Here is a 19,992-nt window from a genome sequence, read left to right on the forward strand (position 1 = left end):
GCTGAGCCGCTGCTCGTCTCGCTGACGCGAGCCGACGATGCCTTTGCTCACTCCGGTCGGTCGCGGAGTTCGATGTAGGGCTCCTCGTCGGCGGGGTGGCCGGCGGCGATGGCGCGTTCGCGGTGCAGTTCGGCGTCGAGCTCTGCGCCGAGCAGCAGGGCGATGTTGCCGATCCACATCCAGATCAGGAAGACGATGACACCGGCCAGGCTGCCGTAGATCTTGTTGTAGGAACCGAAATTCGCCGCGTACAGCGCGAAGCCGGCGGACGCCAGCAGCCATAGGAGCACGGCAAGCAGGCTGCCGGGGGTGATCCAGCGCCAGCCGCTCTGCCGCGCGTTGGGCGAGGCCCAGTAGAGCAGGGCGAAGATCAGGGCGATGACCAGCAGGACCAGGGGCCACTTCGCGATGTCCCAGATCCGCACCACCCCGGAACCCAGGTGCAGGTACTCGCCGGTGCGTTCGGCGACCGGGCCGGTGAACACCAGCGCGACGGCGACGGCGGCGATCGCGATGCAGGCCACGATCGTGACGCCGAGGCGGATGGGCAGTGTCTTGCGCATCGGGCGGCCTTCCGGCACGTCGTAGATGATGTTGGCGGCCCGCATGAACGCGGCGACGTAACTCGACGCCGACCACAGTGCGAGCAGGAAGCCGGCCAGGGCGACCAGGCCCGCGGTGGCGCCCTGGCCACGCTGCAGCTCAGTGAGGGCGTTGACGAGCACGTCGCGTGCGGCGCCCGGCGCGAACCCGCCGACCTCGGCGGCGGCACGCTGGGCGGTGTCGGCGCCGGTCCAGCCGAGCACCGCCACGAGCACCAGGATGGCCGGGAACAGTGACATGACCGCGCGGTAGGTCAGCGCAGCGGCCCAGTCGCTCAGGTTGTCCTCCTTGTACTCCTTGGCGGTGCGTCTGATCACGGCCCGCCAGTCCCGGCGGGTCAGGTCTGCCGGGCCGTCGGGAACCGGTGCGGTGGACGGTGTTGTGGGCACAGGCGATCCTCCGGTCTGCGCGCGGGTCACCGTGACCCCATCGCGGCGTCGCGCATCACAGCTCCTTACCCGGCTGCCGATGATCCGAATCGTCGGCGGGCTCGGGCAGATGCTCGGGTGGCAGCGGTTCGCGCAGTTCGGCCAGCACCGTCTTGACGGTGGCCGCGATGGGGATGGCCATCAGCGCGCCGATCAGGCCCAGCAGTCCGGCGCCGATGAGGCTGGCCAGCAACACCGCGAGCGCGGGCATGTCCAGGCTCTGCTTCATCACCCTCGGCACGATGACGTAGTTCTCGATCTGCTGGTAGATCAGCAGCCAGATCACGATGCCGACCGCGGCGGGCCACACCCCGGACGCGATGGCGGCGACCAGCCCGCAGACCGCGGTGCCCAGCGTCGCCCCGACCAGCGGGATCAGGTCGGTCACGGCGACGATCAGCGCGAGCGGCAGCGCGAACGGGATGTTCAGCACCAGCAGGCCGGCGTACGCGACGACGCCCGCGATGAACGAGATGATCAGGTTGCCGATCATGTACGTGCCGACCTTGTCGACCACCACGTCGACGATGCGGCGGGTGCGCTCGCGCTGCCGGTCGGGGGCCATCAGCTGGATCCGGCGGCGCAGCCGGGGCATGTCGGCCAGGAAGTACAGCGACAGCACGAGCACGGTCAGCGCTGCGGCGAGCACGCCGAGAAAGGTGCGGAAGAGGCTCAGCAGGCTCGCGCCGACGCGTTCGGGCACCGTGGCGGCGAGCTCGTGGAGCCGGTCGCCGAGCCCGTAGCGGGCGCTGAGCTCGCGGAACGCCCGCGAGCGAGCGTCGAGTTGCTGGATCTGGCCGGGCAGGTCGGCGGTGAGCTGCCCGGCCTGGCGCACCAGCGGTGGCCCGATGCCGAGGATCAGCAGGGCGAGCAGGCCCAGCAGGGCGAGCAGGATGACCGTGACCGCGTAGGGGCGGTGGATGTGGTGGCGGACCAGCCAGCGGACCGCGGGGTCGAGGCTGACCGCCACGAACAGCGACACGAGGACCAGGACCAGGATGCCGCGTACGGACCAGACGGCGGCCAAGACCATGCCCACCAGGGCGACGCCGCACGAGCCGGCCACCGCCCAGCGGAAGACATCGGCAGCGCTCACTCGACGGCCGTTCGTCACCGACCATACGTTCCCTCACCTGCTCCTTTCCCAAACATGTTCATAATCTGAGACAACGCTCCTACATAACGAGACGCGATCTCTAGACTCTCCAGCTAGGAGGGATCACTCATGACGACGTACACGCACGGACACCACGAGACGGTGCTGGTGTCACACCGCTGGCGCACCGCGGCCAACTCCGCCGCCTACCTGCTGCCCCACCTGCGGCCGGGCCGGACGGTCCTGGACGTGGGCTGCGGGCCGGGCACCATCACCGCCGACCTGGCCGACGCGGTCGCCCCGGCCCGCCTCACCGCGCTGGAGCTGACCGAGGACGCGCTCGGCCTGGCCCGCGCCGAGATCGCCGCCCGCGGCACCGCCAACGTCGACTTCCTGGTCGCCGACGTGCAGGCCCTCGACCTGCCCGACGACTCGTTCGACGTGGTCCACGCCCACCAGGTGCTGCAGCACCTGTCCGACCCGGTCGGCGCGCTGCGCGAGATGGGCCGGGTGTGCCGGCCCGGCGGGGTGGTCGCCGCCCGCGACGGCGACTACGCCGCGTTCACCTGGTGGCCGGTCGTTCCGGCGCTCGACGAGTGGCTGGCGCTGTACCGGCGGATCGCCCGCGACAACGGCGGCGAGCCCGATGCCGGCCGTCGCCTGCACTCGTGGGCACGGGCCGCGGGGTTCACCGACGTCACCGCGACCGCGAGCGTCTGGTGCTACGCCTCCCCCGAGGAGCGGGCCTGGTGGGGCGGCATGTGGGCGGAGCGCGTCGTGCAGTCGTCGCTGGCCGGGCAGGCCGTCGCCAAGGGTTACGCCACCGAGGCCGACCTGCGGCGGATGGCCGACGGCTGGCGGGAGTGGGTGGCGGCCGAGGACGGCTGGTTCACGGTGCCGCACGGCGAGATCCTCTGCCACGTCTGACCATACCCCCCAGGGGTATTTTGGGGTATGGTGGGCGGCATGGATCATCACGACCATGCCGCCCATGGCCATGTCGCCGAGGACGCCCGCAGCGCGGCGAGCGAGCACACCCCCCACGTCCACCCCGCCCCCGCCGCGACCTGGCGCATGGCCGCCTCGGCGACGCTGCACTGCCTCACCGGCTGCGCCATCGGCGAGGTCCTGGGCATGGTCATCGGCACCGCGCTGGGCTGGACCGCCGGGCCGACCGTCGTGCTGTCGGTGGCTCTGGCATTCGTCTTCGGCTACGCGCTGACCATGCGCGGCGTGCTGCGCGCCGGGGTCGGCTTCCGGCAGGCGCTGAAGGTCGCGCTCGCCGCGGACACGGTGTCCATCGCGGTGATGGAGCTGATCGACAACGCCATCATGGTCGGCGTGCCGGGCGCCATGGACGCCGGTTTGAACAGCCGGCTGTTCTGGGTGGCGCTGGCGGTCTCGCTGCTGATCGCGTTCGTGCTCACCGTGCCCGTCAACCGCTGGCTCATCGGCCGGGGCAAGGGCCACGCCGTCGTGCACCGGTTCCACTGAGGCCCGCCGGCACGACCGAACGCCCCGTCCTGTCGGACGGGGCGTTTACCATGCGGCGGACCATCCACGTTCCCTGATGGAGGAGGCCCGCCCATGGACGGCGACGGCAGCCCGGTGCGCGTGTCCCGGCGCATCGACGCCCCCGCGGCCGCGATCTTCCAGGCCCTCGCCGACCCGACCTGCCACCTGGCCCTGGACGGGTCCGGCATGCTGCGCGGAGCCGTGACGCAGGCGGCCGTCACCGGGGTCGGCGACGTCTTCGTCATGCGCATGTACTACTCGGCCCACGGCGACTACGAGATGGACAACCACGTCGTCGAGTACGAACAGGACCGGCGGATCGGCTGGGAGCCCGTGGCGGGCCGCGGCCACCCCGACGCCGACGCGCCGGACGCCCGGTGGGGCCACCGGTGGAGCTACGAACTCGTCCCCGACGGCCCCGACACGACCATCGTGACCGAGAGCTACGACTGCTCGCGGATACCCGCCGACGAGCGGGAGTCCATGGACGGCGGCCGGATCTGGATCGACAGCATGCACGACACGCTGCGCCGGCTCGACGAGCTGTGTACCGGCCGGCGTGACGGCGCGCACGCCGGCCGGGCCGGCGACTGACTTGAGCGCCGGCTGGCGCGGCCCTACCGCGCCGGCTGAGCACCCGGGTGGCGCGGTCCGGACCGCGCCACCCGGGCCCGGTTCACAGGCGGGCCAGCAGCGCCTTCATCGTGGCGATCTCGGCCTGCTGCGCCGTGACGATCCGCTGGGCCAGCTCCTTGGCCGCCGGGTTCGCGCCGTTCGCGAGCTCCTGCTGCGCCATGGTGACCGCGCCCTCATGGTGCGCGATCATCAGCTCGCTGAACATCCGGTCGAAGTCGCGCCCCGACGCGGCCTCCAGCGTCGCCAGCTGGGCGTCGCTCATCATGCCGGGCATGCCCTGGTGGCCGGTCTCGTGGCCGGGCATGGCGGTCGGCCGCTGCCAGGTCCGCAGCCACCCGGTCATGGTGGCTATCTCCGGGTCCTGGGCTGCGCGGATCTGCTCGGCCAGGGCCTTGACCTCGGGGTCCGCCGCGCGTGTGGCCGCGAGCTGCGCCATCCGCACCGCCTGCTGGTGGTGCGGGATCATCCCTTGGGCGAAGGCCACGTCGGCGTCGTTGAACGCGCCGATCGCCGAACTCGCGGTCGCCGTCGGCGCCGCGCCGGAGCCGTGGTCCATGCCGGCGTGGCCGGCGCCGCAGCCGGTGAGGACCAGGGCGGTGACGGCTGCGGCGGCCGGCATCAGGGCAGCACGCAGCGAGATGTTCCTGAACATGATCGAATCGACCTCTCGGTGTCGGAAGAACGGTGTACGGCAGGACCGGCCGCGCCGGAGCGCGGCAGCGCGGGTCCTAGTGCCGCATCACCGACACCGTGGCCAGGGTCAAACCCAGTCCGCGTACGGGCGGGCCGCGTGACGCCGCGACCGCGCGGGCCTGCGACGGGGTTCCGGAGCCGCGCCGGGAGACGACGCCGACCAGCCAGCACAGCAGCAGCAGCACGCCGAGGGCGGTCAGCACCGCCACGCACACGTCCCACCAGTCCATGCCCGCGGAGTGCCGGGCGGGCGGGGCGAGCAGCCCGGCGCAGTGCCCGTCGGGGCACCCTTCCTGCGGCACGGCCTCGACCTGTGCGGCCGTCGCGGCACCGGCCTGGACCTGTGCGGCCGTCATGGCGACCGCCGCGGCCATGCCCGCTGCGGTCGCCTCGGCGGCCGTGGCGGTTTCGTGGCCGGGCATCGGCGTCATGGCGGCGTGGGCCGCGCCGCCGTGCCCGAGGGTGTGCATCGCGGCGAGGCCGACCAGGGTGGCGAGCAGCACCAGCACCCGGGCCGCCCGGCCCGGCCGGGCTGTCGAGAGCCGCCGCATGGCGTCACCGTATCCGATCACCCGGGTCCGCCGCGCGCACCTGCGCGACCGCCCGACCCCGCCATGGTCGCTCGACTTGCCTGGCACCTGGGCGTATCTTGAGCCCGCTTTCGCCCACTTGCCAGGCAAGTCGGACGATCAACGGGCACGTCCCGGGGCGGGTCGCTACGCGGGGCGGTGGGCGACGAAGCAGTCGCGGGGGGTGCGGTCCTCGGTGGTCTGCTCGATCACGAGCTCGGGCATGAATCCGGCCTCGGCGAGCACCTTGTGCCACACCTCGCGGGCGAACAGGCCGGTGCGGTGGGTCTCGTGCGCCGTGCGCACGCTGCCGTCGGCCTCACGCAGCAGGAACGCGTACTCGGTGACGGTCCACGAGTCGGCGGGGTCAGGGTCCCAGGACCATTCGAGGAAGCGCACGCCGCGCCCGTCCGGGCCGTCGACGCCGCCGTGGTCGGAGCCGGGTTCCCAGGTCTGCGTCGTCTCGTCGGGCAGCAGCACGGCGACGCCGCCGGGCCGGCAGTGGGCGTACGCCGTCGCGATCGCCTGCCGCAGGTCGTCCTCGGTGGTCATGTAGCTCACCGCGTCGTGCAGGAACACCGCGTCGAAAGTCCGGCCGAACCGCAGCGTGCGCATGTCGCCGACGTGGTGCGCGCAATCGGGGTTCAGCCGCCGGGACACGTCGAGCATCTCGGCGGACAGGTCCGACAGCGTCATCGTGAAGTGTTCGCGCAGGTGCACCGCGTTGTGGCCGCCGCCGCTGCCCAGTTCCAGCACCTCGCGCACCGGGATCGACGCCGAGCGCAGCAGCTGCGCCGCGAACGCCGCCTCCTCGGCGTAGTCGGCGACCGGCGAGATCAGCGGCCACCACCGGGCCAGCTCGCCGTAGAACCGGTGCTGCCCGTCCGCGCCGTCGGTCATCCGCCCATGTTAGGAAGGTGCCCTTCCGTTACGCATGCCGATAACAAGGTGCCCTTCCTTTCTCGGTGGCGGGGTTGGGTAGAGTCGGGGCATGTCCTCTGCTGTGGTGCGCGCCGGTCTTCGTGACCGTGTCGCCGTGCGCCGGGCGGGGCGCGTCGTCGTGATCGAGCGACGACGAATCGTGGCAGCTCGCTGACGCGTCTTCGCGCGCTGCGCTGCCTTTCTCCGCACCTTCTGCCTGATCTTCGTCGTGGCCTGCCCGGAGCGATGCCGCCCGGCGGGCTGCTCCTGCCCGTTTCCTTGCGAGAGAGCTGAGTTCACGTGACTGACCTGGAGAGTCTCCTCAACGACCGGTTGGCGGCCGCGTTCGCGGCGGTCGCGGGCGAGCCGGCGGATCCGGTGGTGCGCCGGTCGCAGCACGCCGACTTCCAGGCCGACGGGGCGCTGCCGCTGGCCCGGCGGCTCGGCCGCGCGCCACGCGACATCGCCGCCGACGCGCTGGGCCGCGCCGACCTGGCCGACCTGGTCGCCACCGCGGAGATCTCCGGCCCCGGGTTCATCAACCTGAAGCTGCGCGACGACGCGCTGGCCGGGCTGGTCGGCGCGATGAGCGGCGACGCCCGGCTCGGCGTGCCGACCGCCGCCGCACCGGAGACGGTGGTCATCGACTACTCCGCGCCGAACGTGGCCAAGGAGATGCACGTCGGGCACCTGCGCTCCACCGTGATCGGCGACGCGGCGGCGCGGACGCTGGACTGGCTGGGCCACGACGTACGGCGCGCCAACCACGTCGGCGACTGGGGCACCCCGTTCGGCATGCTCATCGAGCACCTGCTCGACCTCGGCGAGACCGAAGCCGCGCACGAGCTGTCGGTCGGCGACCTCAACGGCTTCTACCGGGCCGCGCGGGTGAAGTTCGACGCCGACGCGGCGTTCGCTGAACGCTCCCGGCTGCGGGTCGTGGCGCTGCAGTCCGGCGACGCGACGACGCTGCGGCTGTGGCGGCTGCTGGTCGACGAGAGCGAGAAGTACTTCCTCGCCGTCTACGACAAGCTCGGCGTCACCCTGACCGCCGAGCACTTCTACGGCGAGTCGTACTACAACGACATGCTCGCCCCCGTCGTCGACGCCCTCGACACGCTCGGCCTGCTGCGTGAGAGCGACGGCGCGCAGTGCGTGTTCCCGCAGGGCTTCGCCGGCCGCGACGGCGAACCGCAGCCGATCATCGTGCGCAAGCGCGACGGCGGCTACGGCTACGGCGCCACCGACCTGGCCGCGATCCGCCACCGCACCCAGGACCTGAAAGCCACCCGCCTGCTGTACGTGGTCGGCTCGCCCCAGCACCAGCACCTGGAGATGGTGTACCAGGCCGCCCGCGAGGCGGGTTGGCTGGCCGAGCCGGCACGGGCCGTGCACGTGGGCTTCGGGCAGGTGCTCGGCGCGGACGGCAAGAAGCTGGCGTCGCGGGCCGGCGACACCGTCAAGCTGGTGGACCTGCTCGACGAGGCGGTGGCCCGCGCCGCGGCGATCGTGGCGGAGAAGAACCCCGAACTGGACGCCGACACCCGCGCCGAGGTGGCGCGCATGGTCGGCATCGGCGCGATCAAGTACGTCGACCTGTCCAGCGACCGGATCAAGGACTACAGCTTCCACTGGGACCGGATGCTGTCGTTCTCCGGCGACACCGGCGCCTACCTGCAGTACACATACGCGCGGATCAACTCGATCTTCCGCCGGGGCGCGGTGACCCCGGACCGCGCGGCGGCGGTGCTGCTCGACTCCCCGGCCGAGCGGGCGCTGGCGATGGAGCTGCTGGGCTTCCCGACCGTCGTCGCGGACGCGGCGCAGACGCTGCAGTTCCACCGGCTCGCCGGCTACCTGCAGGGCCTGGCCGGGGCGTACACCGCCTTCTACGACAACTGCCCGGTGCTCAAGGCCGACGGGCCGACCCGGGCCAGCCGGCTGCTGCTGTGCGACCTCACCGCCCGGGTCATCGCCCAGGGCCTGGACCTGCTCGGCATCGAGGCCCCCGAGCGCATGTGAACCCGCCCCGGTCCGCGCCTACCGGTGGCGCGGACCGGGCGGATCACCCGGCGTCGGCGCAGGTCAGCTCCTCGCGCAGCACCTGGAAGGCGCGCGCCAGCAGCCGGGAGACGTGCATCTGGGAGACGCCGACCTGCTCGGCGATCTCCGACTGGGTCAGGTTGTCCACGAACCGCATCCGCAGGATGCGCTGGTCGCGCTCGGGCAGGGTGTCGATGGCCTGCCGCAGCGCCTCCCGCTCGGGCAGCGCCTCCAGGGTGTCGTCGCACTCGCCCAGCAGGTCCTGCAGCTCGCCGTCGCCGTCGTCGGCGGTCGCGGGCGCGTTGAGCGAGCTGGCCGTGTACGCCGCGGCGCACTGCATGCCGCGCAGCACGTCCTCCTCGCTGACGCCCAGGTATCCGGCGATGTCCTCGGCGGTCGGCGTGCGCTGCAGGGACTGGCTCAGTTCCGGAATCGCCCGGCACACCGCCAGGTGCAGCTCCTGCAGGGAGCGCTGCACGTGCAGGGTCCAGGTGCGATCGCGGAAGTAGCGCTTGATCTCGCCGAGCATCGTCGGCATGACATAGTTCGCGAACGGCGCCCCGCGCTCGGGTTCGAACCGGTCCACGGCCTTGATCAGGCCGATCGTGGCCACCTGCACGAGATCCTCGACGTCCTCGCCGCGGTTGCGGAAACGCATCGCCAGACGGCGGGCCACCGGCGCACACCCGCAGATGATCTCGTCACGCAGCCTGCCCCGGCCGGTGTCGCCGTCGGGCAGCCGGTGCAGCAGCAGCAAAGCGTCCTCGAACCTCGCCAGCACGTCTACGGCGCTCATGGCGGACTTCGGGGACGAAACGGTAGCGGTTCGCATATTCATCACACCTGCCGACGCCTGCGTCGCGTCACCCGTGCACCGCACGGGCCGGCAGGCTGTTCCTGGCGGGCCACGGCGCCCTGCTGCTAGAGCGCCGTTCTGCCGCTCGCACGGCAGGGTTTCAAGTATACGCGCGAAGGGTCCTCAGGAAGCGGCGGCGCGCCGCGGCTCGGCGACCGACGCCAGCGCCCAGACGACCTTTCCGCCGCTGGTCAGCAGGCTGCCCCAATCGGTGGCCATCGCTGAAACCAGCTCCAGGCCGGCGCCGCGGTCCTCCGGGCCGGACTCGTGCGGCAGCCGCGGATCCCCGTCGCGGACCGCAACGATCACCGCCTCACCAGCGCGGCGCAGCGTCAGCTCCATGTCGGTGCGCGCGTGGGTGACCGCGTTCGCGGCCAGCTCGGAGGCGAGCAGCTGCGCCAGCTGCCCCAACCGCGGCAGCCCGAACGCCGCGCAGGCACGCTGGGCCAGGTCGCGGGCGCGCGCGCAGCTGGCCGGGGTCGGCGGCAGGGTCACCGAGCGGCGCGGGCTGACGGGCAGCGCCTCGGCGGCCTTCTCGGCCAGCCCGGCGTCGTCGAAGACGGACAGGCCCGGGTGCGCCACCGGCACCGGGCACGGCGGCGCGGCAACCATGATCGGCACACCGGGCCAGCGGGACGCGCTGACCGCGGCACGGTGCAGCCACGGCACGAGCCGCTCGTCGGCACACCTCGTGTCGGCGAGGTCGAGGACGACGGCCTCCGGCTGCGCAGCCAGGCAGTCGGCCAGCGTGACCCCGGCCTGGATGAGTGTGTCCTGGTCGAGCGTCCCGGCCATCGCGACGAGCGCGAAGGGCTGCTGCCGCCGCACATGGCACACCAGCATGGACATACTCCTCACGTGCCCCTGTCGCGCGGCGTCGAAGCCTGCACCGGTGATAATTTCGGAAATAGGTCAAGCACGCCCACCATCTCGGGCGGGGCCGGGCTCAGGCCGGCGGGGCCAGCAGCTTGCCGACGCCGGTCACGTCGAGCACCTTGGCCACCCACTGGCGGGCGCCGGTCACGTAGAAGCGGTGGCCGAGCTCGTTGGCCGACCGGTAGGCGTCGAACAGCGCCCGCACGCCGGTCGAGTCGAGGAAGCCCACGCCCTGCAGGTCGACGATCACCTCGGGGGACTGCTTGACCGCGTCGCACAGCTCGTCGCGCAGGCTGCCCGCGGTCATCAGGTCGATCTCGCCGCGGACCCTGACCACGATGCGGTCCGCGTCCACGACCCGTTCGACACCGAAACCCCGGTCCATCCCACTCCCTCCGCCACCTGAAACAGTTCCATTAACGCACGCCCAGCGCCGTTCGCACACCCGCCGTCCCCACGGTCACGCGCCTGCCGGACAATGGTGGGTTCACCGTTTCGGCGCCGATCGCGATGGGCAGAGTACGAATCATGGCACGGCAAGCCGCACCCCCGCCCGCAGAGGCAGACTGGGTCGCCCGTGTGCAGCGCCTGGAGGCCGAACTCGCCGGCCTGCGCAAGGCGATGCGCACCCGCGGCCTCATCGAGCAGGCCAAGGGCCTGCTCGCGGAACGGTTCGGCAGCGACCCGGAGAGCGCCTTCGCACGCCTGTCGGCGATGTCCCAGCAGCGCAACGTCAGCGTCGTCGACCTGGCCGCCGACCTCGTCGGCGCGACCGTGCCCGACACCGCCGAGGCCCAGGACCCGCCCACGGCAGCCGCCGCGCCCCTTGACCTGCCCGGCCGGGCCACGCCCGGCCTGCGCACCATCGTCGGACTCGACGACGACCCGGCCCGCACCCTGCCCCAGGCCCGCGCCCGGGTGCTGCGCAAGTGCCTGGCCGCCCTCGACGCCGCGCCGGACTTCCCGACGCTGGCCGACGTGCTCGTCACCGTCGGCCTCGGCGACGCGCCCGGCGCGGTGGCCGCCGTGTTCAGCGCCGAAGTCGACGGCGCGGTGCGCCTGGTGGCCAGTCACGGCTGGCCCGCCCAGGTCGCCAGCGAGTGGCAGCGCTCGCCCAGCTCCCTGCCCACCACCATCGGCGCCGTGGTGCGCACCGGACGCCCGCTGCTGCTCGACGGCCTTCAGCCGCACGACTTCGTCCTGATCGGCCCCGGACCGGCCCGCGCCGTCTACCCGCTGGCCGTCGACGACCACATGGTCGGTGCGCTGTCGCTGGTCTGGGGCGAACCCCGCGAGTTCACCGCCACCGACCGCGCCTTCCTGGACCGGCTCGCCGCCGGCGCGGGCCGGGCGGTACGCCGGCTGTGGTCCACCGCCGACACCACGCCCGCGGCGCTGCCGGTGTGGCTGGCCACCGCGCTCGACGTGCTCGGCGGCCGCGGGCACCTGCTGACCCCGGTGCGCGGGGACGACGGCTCCGTCGAGGACTTCGTCATCGCCGCCGCCGGACCCGCCGTACGCGCCTCCGACGGCGACACCGTCGGGCGGCTGCTGCTCGACGTCTACCCGCGGCTGCGCGTCAACGGCGTCTTCGACGCCTATGTCGAACTGCTCTCCGGCGACGTGCCGTTCGCCCGCGAGGGTGTCGTCGAGGACGCCGTGGTCGACGGGCGGCCCCGCCGCGTCATCCTCAACCGCCGTGCCGCGCGCGTCGGCGACGCGCTGCTGGCCTCCTGGGAACGCATCGACGCCGCGGTCAGCAGCGACGCCCGCATGGCGCGCCTGGAGACACTCAGCCGCTCCGGCTGGGCCGAATGGGACCTGCAGGCGGGCGACGCGGTGTGGTCCCCCGGCCTGTACGGGCTCGTCGGCCGCGACCAGGCGCACGGACCCACCACCCTGGACAAGTTCGGGTCGTTCTTCGCCACCGCCGACCGCGGCCTGCTGCGTGAACTGCTCACCGGGCTCGCCCAGGGCCGGCCGGACCTGGCTCTGCTGCGGCTGAACACCGCCCACGGCGTGGTGCCGGTGCGGGTGTTCGCCGAGGCCGACCTCGCCGGCGACGACATCCGCCTGATCCGGCTCGTCCTGCACGACGTCAGCGAGCAGCACGCCGCCGAGGACCGCTGGACCCGCAGCGAGACCGTCGCCGCCGCCCGGCAGATCCAGCTCGCCGCCGAGCAGTCGCTGACCGCCAACCTCACCCGGCTGCTCTACCCCGGCCGGGACCTGGTGCTGCACACGCCCGGCGCGGCGGTCACCGGCCGCCACTACGCCGCCACCGCCCCGCGTACGCAGCTGCGCGGCGACTTCTGCGACGCCGAGCGGCTCGACGACGGGTCGCTGCTGTTCGTCATCGGCGACGCGTTCGGCACCGGCCTGGTCGCCGCGGCCGCGGTGGTCCGGCTCCGGTTCCCCGTGGTGACCCTCGGCGCGGCCGGCACCGCCCCGGCCGAGATCCTGCGCATCGTCAACGGGATGCTCATGGGCGCGCCCGACGGGCCGCTGGCCAGCCTGCTGATCGGGCACTACCAGCCGGCCGACCGGACGCTGCGCTGGGCGTCGGCGGGTCACCTGCAGCCGCTGCTGGTGCGCGACGGGGTCGCCACCGTCGTCGACGACCCGGCCGGGCCGCTGCTGGGCCTGCTCGACGGCCAGCGCTTCGACACCCACACGCTGCGGCTGCAACCGGGCGACAGCTTCGTGTCGTTCACCGACGGGGTGCTGCACAAGCGCAAACGCGACCCGCTGGCCGAGTTCGCGACCCGCGTCGCCGCCGCATACCGCAAGGACGGCACCGCCGGGCTGTGGGAACTCACCCCGCCCGAACGCGACGACGAGGCGTGCCTGCTCGCCCTGGAGATCACCGCGGGCTGACCACGCGCCAGGGTCAGCGGGTGCGGCGGGTCAGCGGCTCCGGGTCGTGCGGCAGCGCCGCGCGCAGCGCCTCGCGGGCGCGTTCGACGTTGTCGAGGCCGGGCTCCTCGAGCAGCCGCACCGCGTCCTGGGCCGCGCCGGACAGCCGCGCCCACTGCTGGGCCTGCTGGCGCAGCTGCTGGGTCTTCACCCACAGGTCCACGAAGATGGCCACCTTCGCCCGCAGCACCCACGGGTCGAACGGCTTGGTCAGGTAGTCGACCGCGCCCGCGGCGTACCCGCGCAGCGCCAGCCGGGCGTCACGGTCGGCAGCGGTGAGGAAGATGATCGGGATGTGCCGGGTGCGTTCGCGGCGTTTGATGTGTCCCGCCGTCTCGAACCCGTCCAGGCCCGGCATCTGCGCGTCCATCAGGATCACCGCGAAGTCGTCGACGAGCAGCCGCTTGAGCGCCGCCTCGCCGCTGCTGACCGCGACCGGCTCCACGGGCAGCCCCTGCAGCATCGCCTCCAGCGCGATGAGGTTGTCCTGCCGGTCGTCGACCAGCAGCACCTTCGCCATCAGGAAACCCGCCTCCAGCTCGCTCACGCCGTCTCCTCGCCACGGTCGCCGGCGGCGTGACCGCGCGGCCCACCGAAGCGCTCACCGTACTCGTCGACGGCATACCCCGCTCGCACGATCATGAGGCCTGCCCCTGCCGGCCGATCCAGCGGGCCATCAGCCGCAGCAGCTCGTCCAGGTCGACCGGCTTGGTGATGTAGTCGCTGGCGCCCGCCCCGAGCGCGGCCTCCCGGTCACCGGGCATCGCCTTGGCGGTCAGGAACACCACCGGCAGCGTGATCAGGTGCGGGTTGCGCCGGATGATCCGGGTCGTCTCGTAGCCGTCCTGCTCGGGCATCATCGCGTCCATCAGCACGATGTGGATGTCCGGGTGCTCGGCCAGCAGCTGGATGCCGTCGTTGCCGTTGTCGGCGTACAGGACCTGCATGCCGTGGTGCTCCAGCGCGCTGGCCAGCGCGAACACGTTGCGCACGTCGTCGTCGACGATGAGCACCCGCGCCCCGTCCAGGGTCGAGGACACCTCGTCGCCCAGCGTGTCGGTCGCGGCCCGGCCGATGATGGGGCGCGACACCGGCGTCGCGTAGTGCGCCTGCGCCGCCGGGCTGACCGGCACCGCCCCGGCCGGTGCGCCCACCCCGGTCAGTGCCGGCACCAGCGGCAGCGTCGGCGCGGTGGTGGGCCCGGTCAGCATGCCCGGCAGGTACAGGGTGAACGTCGAGCCCTGCCCCGGCGCGGAGGTGACGGTGATGGTGCCGCCGAGCAGCCGCGCCAGCTCCCGGCTGATCGACAGGCCCAGGCCGGTGCCGCCGTACTTGCGGCTGGTCGTCCCGTCGGCCTGCTGGAACTCGTCGAAGATCAGCGCCAGCTTGCTGGCCGAGATGCCGATGCCGGTGTCGTGCACCGCGAACATCACCACCTCGCCGGACTGGCTCAGCGACGGCTCCTCGAACACCAGGTCGGCCGGCGCGGGCCCGATCTCCAGGTGCACGGTGCCCGCGTCGGTGAACTTGACCGCGTTCGACAGCAGGTTGCGCAGGATCTGCTGCAACCGCTGCGAATCGGTGATCATGCCGGCGGGCAGCTGCTCCGACAGGGTCAGCTGCAGCTCCAGCCGCTTCTCCTCGGCCTGCGGCCGGAACGCCTGCTCCACGTAGTCGCAGATGTCCTGGAAGCGGACCTCGCCCGGCTCGACGTCCATCCGCCCCGCCTCGATCTTCGACAGGTCCAGGATGTCGTCGATCAGCACCAGCAGATCCGAGCCGGCGCTGTGGATGGTGCGCGCGAAGTCGATCTGCTTCGGGGTGAGGTTGGCCTCCGGGTTGTCGGCCAGCAGCCGCGACAGCAGCAGCAGCGAGTTCAGCGGCGTACGCAGCTCGTGGCTCATGTTGGCCAGGAACTCCGACTTGTACTGCGACGCCGCCGACAGCTGCCGGGCCTTGTCCTCCAGACCGAGCCGCGCCAGCTCGATCTCCCGGTTCTTGATCTCGATGTTGCGGTTCTGCTCCGACAGCTGGGCGGCCTTCTCCTCCAGCTCGTTGTTGGTGCGCTGCAGCTCCACCGACCGGTCGCGCAGCTCCTGCGCCAGCCGCTGCGACTGGGCCAGCAGCTCCTCGGTGCGCCGGTTGGCCAGGATCGTGTTCAGCGCGATGCCCAGCGTGCCCGCGAGCCGGTCCAGGAAGTCCAGGTGCAGCTCCGAGAACGGGGTGACGCTGCCGAACTCGATGACGCCCAGCGCCTCGCCCTCGAACACGATCGGCACCAGGATCAGGTCCGACACCTTCGTGTCGGCGATGCCCGACCGCACCGTCATCTTCGTGCGACCCGACCCGACCCGGATGGTGCGCCGGTCCACGGCGGCCTGGCCGACCAGCCCCTCCCCGGCGGCGTACTGCGCCGCGGTGCCGCCACCGGCGTAGCCGTAGGCCGCCGCCAGCTGCAGCCGTACGTCCTCGCCGTCGGGCTCGGCCAGGAAGAACGCGCCGATCTGCGCCTCGATCAGCGGCGTCACATCTGACATGATCATGCGGGAGACCTGTTCCAGGTCCCGCTGGCCCTGCAGCAGCTCGCCCGCGCGGGCCAGGTTGGAGTCCAGCCAGCCCTGCTCGGCGTTCTTCTTGGTGGTGTCGCGCAGGGTGACGATCATCTGGTTGATGTTGTCCTTCAGCTCGGCGACCTCGCCCTGCGCCTCGACCGAGATGCGCTGGGTCATGTCGCCGCGGGTCACCGCGGTGGACACCTGGGCGATGGCGCGCAGCTGCGTGGTCAGCGTCGAGGCGAGCTGGTTGACGTTCTCGGTCAGGTGCCGCCAGGTGCCGGACACGCCGCGCACCTGCGCCTGGCCGCCGAGCTTGCCCTCCGAACCGACCTCACGGGCCACGCGGGTGACCTCGTCGGCGAACGAGGACAGCTGGTCCACCATCGTGTTGACGGTGTTCTTCAGCTCCAGGATCTCGCCGTGCGCGTCGACGGTGATCTTCTGCGACAGGTCGCCCTTGGCCACGGCCGTGGTGACCTGGGCGATGTTGCGGACCTGGCCGGTCAGGTTCGACGCCATGAAGTTCACGTTGTCGGTCAGGTCGCGCCAGGTGCCGGCGACCGCGGGCACCTGGGCCTGGCCGCCGAGCTTGCCCTCCGAACCCACCTCACGGGCGACACGCGTCACCTCGTCGGCGAACGCGGACAGCTGGTCGACCATCGTGTTGACGACGTCCTTGAGCTCCAGGATCTCGCCCTGCGCCGCCACCGCGATCTTCTGCGACAGGTCACCCCGCGCCACCGCCGTCGCGACCTGGGCGATGTTGCGGACCTGCGCGGTCAGGTTCGAGGCCATGACGTTGACGTTGTCGGTCAGGTCCCGCCACGTGCCGGACACGCCGCGCACCTGCGCCTGGCCGCCGAGCTTGCCCTCCGAACCCACCTCACGAGCCACCCGCGTCACCTCGTCGGCGAACGACGACAGCTGATCCACCATCGTGTTGACCGTGCTCTTGAGCTCCAGGATCTCGCCCCGGGCGTCGACGGTGATCTTCTGGCTCAGGTCGCCCTGCGCCACGGCGGTGGTGACCTGGGCGATGTTGCGGACCTGCGCGGTCAGGTTGCCCGCCAGCTGGTTCACGTTCTCGGTCAGGTCCCGCCAGGTGCCCGACACCCCGGCCACCTGCGCCTGACCGCCGAGCTTGCCCTCCGAACCCACCTCACGAGCCACCCGCGTCACCTCGTCGGCGAACGACGACAGCTGATCCACCATCGTGTTGACCGTGCTCTTGAGCTCCAGGATCTCGCCCCGGGCGTCGACGGTGATCTTCTGGCTCAGGTCGCCCCGGGCCACGGCGGTGGTGACCTGGGCGATGTTGCGGACCTGCGCGGTCAGGTTGCCCGCCAGCTGGTTCACGTTCTCGGTCAGGTCCCGCCACGTGCCCGACACCCCGGCCACCTGCGCCTGACCACCGAGCTTGCCCTCCGAACCCACCTCACGAGCCACCCGCGTCACCTCGTCGGCGAACGACGACAGCTGATCCACCATCGTGTTGACGACGTCCTTGAGCTCCAGGATCTCGCCCTGCGCCGCCACCGCGATCTTCTGCGACAGGTCGCCCCGCGCCACCGCCGTCGCCACCTGCGCGATGTTGCGGACCTGCGCGGTCAGGTTCGACGCCATGTAGTTCACCGCGTCGGTCAGGTCCTTCCAGGTGCCCGCCACGTTCGGCACCTCGGCCTGGCCGCCCAGCTTGCCCTCGGTGCCGACCTCCCGCGCCACCCGGGTCACCTGCTCGGCGAACACCCGCAGCGTGTCGGTCAGCGAGTTGATCGTGTCGGCCAGGTCGGCCACCTCGCCCTGCGCCGAGATGGCGATCTTCTGCGACAGGTCGCCCTGCGCGATGGCCGTCGTCACCTGCGAGATCGACCGCACCTGCGCGGTCAGGTTCGACGCCATGAAGTTCACGTTGTCGGTCAGGTCACGCCAGGTGCCCGACACGCCCCGCACATCGGCCTGACCGCCCAGCTTGCCCTCGGTGCCGACCTCCCGCGCCACCCGGGTCACCTCGTCGGCGAACGAGGACAGCTGGTCGACCATCCGGTTCACGGTCCGGCCGATGGTGAGGAACTCGCCCCGCAGCGGCCGCCCGTCGATGTCCAGCGTCATGTGCTGGCTCAGGTCACCCTCGGCCACCGCCACGATCACGCGGGCGATCTCGGCGGTGGGCCGCCCCAGATCGTCCATCAGGCTGTTGACCGCGCGCACACCGTCGGCCCAGGCCCCCTCGTACGCCTCCTCGTCCAGGCGCTCGGTCACCCGGCCCTCCCGGCCGACCACCCGCGAGATCCGCAGGAACTCGCGGTTGCGCTGCTCCTGCATCATCACGACCTCGTTGAAGGCGTCCGCGACCTCGCCGACGATGCCCGAACCACGAGACAGACGCACCTTGAAGTCCCCGTTGCGCACCGCCCGCAACGCCGCCGCGACCTCATGCCACCGCGCGTCGGTGTCATCCGCCCGCCCACGCTGTGCCGCCGTCCGACTCGTCGTCGTCCGATTCGCCGTCACCAGGACCCACTCCCCTCGATGGCCGACTCGCGCCTCATGGCCCACCGCCGCGCCACACCATCGCGACGCACGCTTCATCATCGTCCGTACCGCCCCCGGATGCGAGCCAGCGGCACGCGGCAACAGGCCCGCGCTGGAAACCCGGCCCTGATCGGCGGACACTACACAGGTGCCGAACCGCGCTCCGGACGCCGAGCCCACCCCCCGTGACACCGCCGAGCCGCTGGCCGCCGTCGACGCCCTGCTCGACGTGGCCACCACCGCCGACGAGTCGGGCACCGTGCACGGATTCGCCGGCGACCTGCTCCGCGCCCTCGCCGAGCACACCGGCGCCACCGGCAGCGCCGTCTGGCTCGACCGCGGCGACGGCACCGGCCCGCAGCTCCTGGCCGCCCACGGCAAGCGGCTGCACCCCGCCACCACCGCCCGGCGCATCACCGTGCCGGTCAGCCTGCCCTGGTCGGCCGAACTGCGCCTGGACGCACCCGACACCCCGCGCGAGCACACCCTCACCCACCTGGCCACCCAGCGCCTCGGCATGACCCTCGAACACCAGCGGCTGCGCGACAGCGACCGCCGCCGCCAGACCTCCCTGGCCTTCCTCGCCGAGGTCAGCGAACTGCTCGCGCAGTCCCTCGACCTCACCCTCACCCTGGCGCTGATCCCCCGGCTCGTCGTGCCCCGCCTCGGCACCTGGTGCACCCTGCACCGCGCCACCGCCGGCCGCCGCCTCGAACCCGCCGCCGCCGCCCACGCCGACGAGGCCCTCAGCGGCTGGCTCGACGCCGTCAGCGACGACCTCACCCGCTCGCTGCTCGCCCCACCGGTCGCCGACGCGCTCCTGGCCGGGAAGAACGTCCCCCTGCCCACCTCGCTGTCCGGAATCGCCGTGCCCCTGTTCGCCCGCGGCGAATGGCTCGGCGTGCTCAGCATCGGCCGCGACACCGACTCGCCCCGCGACCCCGACGAGATCCCGGTCGCCGAAGAGGTCGCCCGCCGCTGCGCGCTGGCCATGGACAACGCCCGCATCCACGAGGAACGCCAGACCGTCTCGCACACCCTCCAGCAGGCCCTGCTGCCCGCGAAACTGCCCATGATCCCGGGCCTGGGCATCGGCGCCGAATACGTGCCCGCGGGCCGCGGCGTCGAGGTCGGCGGCGACCTGTACGACATCATGCCCATGCCCGACGGCCGCTGGCTGGTCATGGTCGGCGACGTGTCCGGCAAGGGCGTGCACGCCGCCGCGGTCACCGGACTCATCCGCGAGGTCATCCGCGTGCTCGTCAAGGACGGCCGGCCGCTGCAGTCCGTGCTCGCCACCCTCAACGACACCCTCAGCGAACGCTCCGAGCGATACTGCACTCTCGCCCTGGCCGCCTTCGACACCCGCAGCCGCGACTCCGACGTCGAAGTGTCCCTGCACCTCGCCGGCCACGACCGGCCGCTGGTGCTGCACGCCGACGGCCGCGTCTCCTCCGCCGGCCGCTGGGGCACCGCACTCGGCCTCGTCTCCCCCGTCACCTGCCCGCCCGCCCGGCTCGTGCTGCACCCCGGCGAGACCCTGGTGTTCTTCACCGACGGCGTCACCGAACGCCGCAACGGCCAGGAGTTCTTCGGCACCCAGCGACTCGCGCAACGGCTGACGTACCTGGCCGGCCATCCGGCCGACGTGATCGCGGCACGGCTGCGCACCGCCGCCGTGGACTTCTCGACCGACCCGCCCCGCGACGACATGGCCATCATGGCCGTGCGCAACGACGCCGAGCGGTGAGGC

16 protein-coding genes are annotated in these 19,992 nt (G+C 72.3%); 6 read left to right on the forward strand and 10 right to left on the reverse strand.

Going from position 1 to position 19,992, the window contains the following annotated elements:
- Positions 1 to 47 precede the first annotated feature (47 nt).
- Both HAV39_RS18020 and HAV39_RS18025 read right to left on the reverse strand, forming a co-directional pair.
- On the reverse strand, positions 48 to 992 hold the full coding sequence (locus tag HAV39_RS18020) for a YihY/virulence factor BrkB family protein (protein ID WP_191840374.1): 945 nt from the start codon (positions 990 to 992) through the stop codon (positions 48 to 50).
- A 55-nt stretch (positions 993 to 1,047) separates the two neighbouring features.
- Positions 1,048 to 2,127 carry an AI-2E family transporter gene (locus tag HAV39_RS18025; RefSeq protein ID WP_191840375.1) on the reverse strand — a complete coding sequence of 360 codons (1,080 nt, stop codon included), beginning with the start codon at positions 2,125 to 2,127 and terminating at the stop codon, positions 1,048 to 1,050.
- A gap of 129 nt (positions 2,128 to 2,256) precedes the next feature.
- Here HAV39_RS18025 and HAV39_RS18030 point away from each other — a divergent pair, with 129 nt between their 5' ends.
- The 3 genes from HAV39_RS18030 (at position 2,257) to HAV39_RS18040 (ending at position 4,236) form a co-directional block, all read left to right on the forward strand.
- Positions 2,257 to 3,054, forward strand: coding sequence for a methyltransferase domain-containing protein (locus tag HAV39_RS18030; protein WP_191840376.1), 798 nt, complete (start codon positions 2,257 to 2,259; stop codon positions 3,052 to 3,054).
- 39 nt (positions 3,055 to 3,093) lie between these two features.
- The gene (locus HAV39_RS18035) at positions 3,094 to 3,621 is read left to right on the forward strand and encodes a DUF4396 domain-containing protein (protein ID WP_191840377.1); all 528 of its coding nucleotides are present in this window, start codon (positions 3,094 to 3,096) and stop codon (positions 3,619 to 3,621) included.
- 93 nt (positions 3,622 to 3,714) lie between these two features.
- Positions 3,715 to 4,236, forward strand: a complete 522-nt coding sequence (locus tag HAV39_RS18040; protein WP_191840378.1) for an SRPBCC family protein — start codon at positions 3,715 to 3,717, stop codon at positions 4,234 to 4,236.
- Between the two features lie 82 nt (positions 4,237 to 4,318).
- On the opposite strand, the gene HAV39_RS18045 is transcribed toward HAV39_RS18040, so the two are convergent.
- From HAV39_RS18045 to HAV39_RS18055, 3 genes are all read right to left on the reverse strand, one after another.
- A complete protein-coding gene (locus HAV39_RS18045) occupies positions 4,319 to 4,930 on the reverse strand; it encodes a DUF305 domain-containing protein (protein ID WP_191840379.1) in 612 nt (203 codons plus the stop codon).
- Between the two features lie 76 nt (positions 4,931 to 5,006).
- A complete protein-coding gene (locus tag HAV39_RS18050; protein ID WP_191840380.1) occupies positions 5,007 to 5,522 on the reverse strand; it encodes a hypothetical protein in 516 nt (171 codons plus the stop codon).
- A 165-nt stretch (positions 5,523 to 5,687) separates the two neighbouring features.
- Complete coding sequence (locus tag HAV39_RS18055) at positions 5,688 to 6,440, reverse strand: class I SAM-dependent methyltransferase (RefSeq protein ID WP_191840381.1); 753 nt, start codon at positions 6,438 to 6,440, stop codon at positions 5,688 to 5,690.
- 321 nt (positions 6,441 to 6,761) lie between these two features.
- Between HAV39_RS18055 and argS the strand changes: the two genes are divergently transcribed.
- Positions 6,762 to 8,483 carry an arginine--tRNA ligase gene (gene argS / locus HAV39_RS18060; RefSeq protein ID WP_191840382.1) on the forward strand — a complete coding sequence of 574 codons (1,722 nt, stop codon included), beginning with the start codon at positions 6,762 to 6,764 and terminating at the stop codon, positions 8,481 to 8,483.
- 43 nt (positions 8,484 to 8,526) lie between these two features.
- On the opposite strand, the gene HAV39_RS18065 is transcribed toward argS, so the two are convergent.
- From HAV39_RS18065 to HAV39_RS18075, 3 genes are all read right to left on the reverse strand, one after another.
- Positions 8,527 to 9,300: a SigB/SigF/SigG family RNA polymerase sigma factor gene (locus HAV39_RS18065; RefSeq protein ID WP_191840383.1), complete on the reverse strand. Its 774-nt coding sequence runs from the start codon at positions 9,298 to 9,300 to the stop codon at positions 8,527 to 8,529.
- Positions 9,301 to 9,483: 183 nt separating this feature from the next.
- Positions 9,484 to 10,203, reverse strand: a complete 720-nt coding sequence (locus tag HAV39_RS18070; protein ID WP_191840384.1) for an ATP-binding protein — start codon at positions 10,201 to 10,203, stop codon at positions 9,484 to 9,486.
- Between the two features lie 103 nt (positions 10,204 to 10,306).
- Positions 10,307 to 10,621 (reverse strand): STAS domain-containing protein, encoded by a 315-nt coding sequence (locus tag HAV39_RS18075; protein ID WP_155385517.1) that lies wholly within the window; start codon positions 10,619 to 10,621, stop codon positions 10,307 to 10,309.
- A 143-nt stretch (positions 10,622 to 10,764) separates the two neighbouring features.
- Between HAV39_RS18075 and HAV39_RS18080 the strand changes: the two genes are divergently transcribed.
- Complete coding sequence (locus HAV39_RS18080) at positions 10,765 to 13,113, forward strand: SpoIIE family protein phosphatase (RefSeq protein ID WP_191840385.1); 2,349 nt, start codon at positions 10,765 to 10,767, stop codon at positions 13,111 to 13,113.
- 13 nt (positions 13,114 to 13,126) lie between these two features.
- Here HAV39_RS18080 and HAV39_RS18085 read toward each other — a convergent pair whose 3' ends face one another.
- Together HAV39_RS18085 and HAV39_RS18090 are read right to left on the reverse strand one after the other, a co-directional pair.
- Positions 13,127 to 13,672 carry a response regulator gene (locus HAV39_RS18085; protein ID WP_144124773.1) on the reverse strand — a complete coding sequence of 182 codons (546 nt, stop codon included), beginning with the start codon at positions 13,670 to 13,672 and terminating at the stop codon, positions 13,127 to 13,129.
- A 118-nt stretch (positions 13,673 to 13,790) separates the two neighbouring features.
- On the reverse strand, positions 13,791 to 17,894 hold the full coding sequence (locus HAV39_RS18090) for a HAMP domain-containing protein (RefSeq protein ID WP_425321547.1): 4,104 nt from the start codon (positions 17,892 to 17,894) through the stop codon (positions 13,791 to 13,793).
- Between the two features lie 493 nt (positions 17,895 to 18,387).
- Here HAV39_RS18090 and HAV39_RS18095 point away from each other — a divergent pair, with 493 nt between their 5' ends.
- A complete protein-coding gene (locus tag HAV39_RS18095) occupies positions 18,388 to 19,989 on the forward strand; it encodes a PP2C family protein-serine/threonine phosphatase (RefSeq protein WP_239120899.1) in 1,602 nt (533 codons plus the stop codon).
- Positions 19,990 to 19,992: the final 3 nt, after the last annotated feature.

Source organism: Catellatospora chokoriensis (assembly GCF_011297315.1).
Taxonomy (GTDB): Bacteria; Actinomycetota; Actinomycetes; order Mycobacteriales; family Micromonosporaceae; genus Catellatospora; species Catellatospora citrea.

Coding starts and splice junctions, on each gene's coding strand:
- HAV39_RS18030 (WP_191840376.1), top strand. CDS start 2,257: ATGACGACGTACACGCACGGACACCACGAGACGGTGCTGGTGTCACAC.
- HAV39_RS18035 (WP_191840377.1), top strand. CDS start 3,094: ATGGATCATCACGACCATGCCGCCCATGGCCATGTCGCCGAGGACGCC.
- HAV39_RS18040 (WP_191840378.1), top strand. CDS start 3,715: ATGGACGGCGACGGCAGCCCGGTGCGCGTGTCCCGGCGCATCGACGCC.
- HAV39_RS18045 (WP_191840379.1), bottom strand. CDS start 4,930: ATGTTCAGGAACATCTCGCTGCGTGCTGCCCTGATGCCGGCCGCCGCA.
- HAV39_RS18050 (WP_191840380.1), bottom strand. CDS start 5,522: ATGCGGCGGCTCTCGACAGCCCGGCCGGGCCGGGCGGCCCGGGTGCTG.
- HAV39_RS18055 (WP_191840381.1), bottom strand. CDS start 6,440: ATGACCGACGGCGCGGACGGGCAGCACCGGTTCTACGGCGAGCTGGCC.
- HAV39_RS18065 (WP_191840383.1), bottom strand. CDS start 9,300: ATGAGCGCCGTAGACGTGCTGGCGAGGTTCGAGGACGCTTTGCTGCTG.
- HAV39_RS18070 (WP_191840384.1), bottom strand. CDS start 10,203: ATGCTGGTGTGCCATGTGCGGCGGCAGCAGCCCTTCGCGCTCGTCGCG.
- HAV39_RS18075 (WP_155385517.1), bottom strand. CDS start 10,621: ATGGACCGGGGTTTCGGTGTCGAACGGGTCGTGGACGCGGACCGCATC.
- HAV39_RS18080 (WP_191840385.1), top strand. CDS start 10,765: ATGGCACGGCAAGCCGCACCCCCGCCCGCAGAGGCAGACTGGGTCGCC.
- HAV39_RS18085 (WP_144124773.1), bottom strand. CDS start 13,672: ATGGCGAAGGTGCTGCTGGTCGACGACCGGCAGGACAACCTCATCGCG.
- HAV39_RS18090 (WP_425321547.1), bottom strand. CDS start 17,894: ATGGACGATCTGGGGCGGCCCACCGCCGAGATCGCCCGCGTGATCGTG.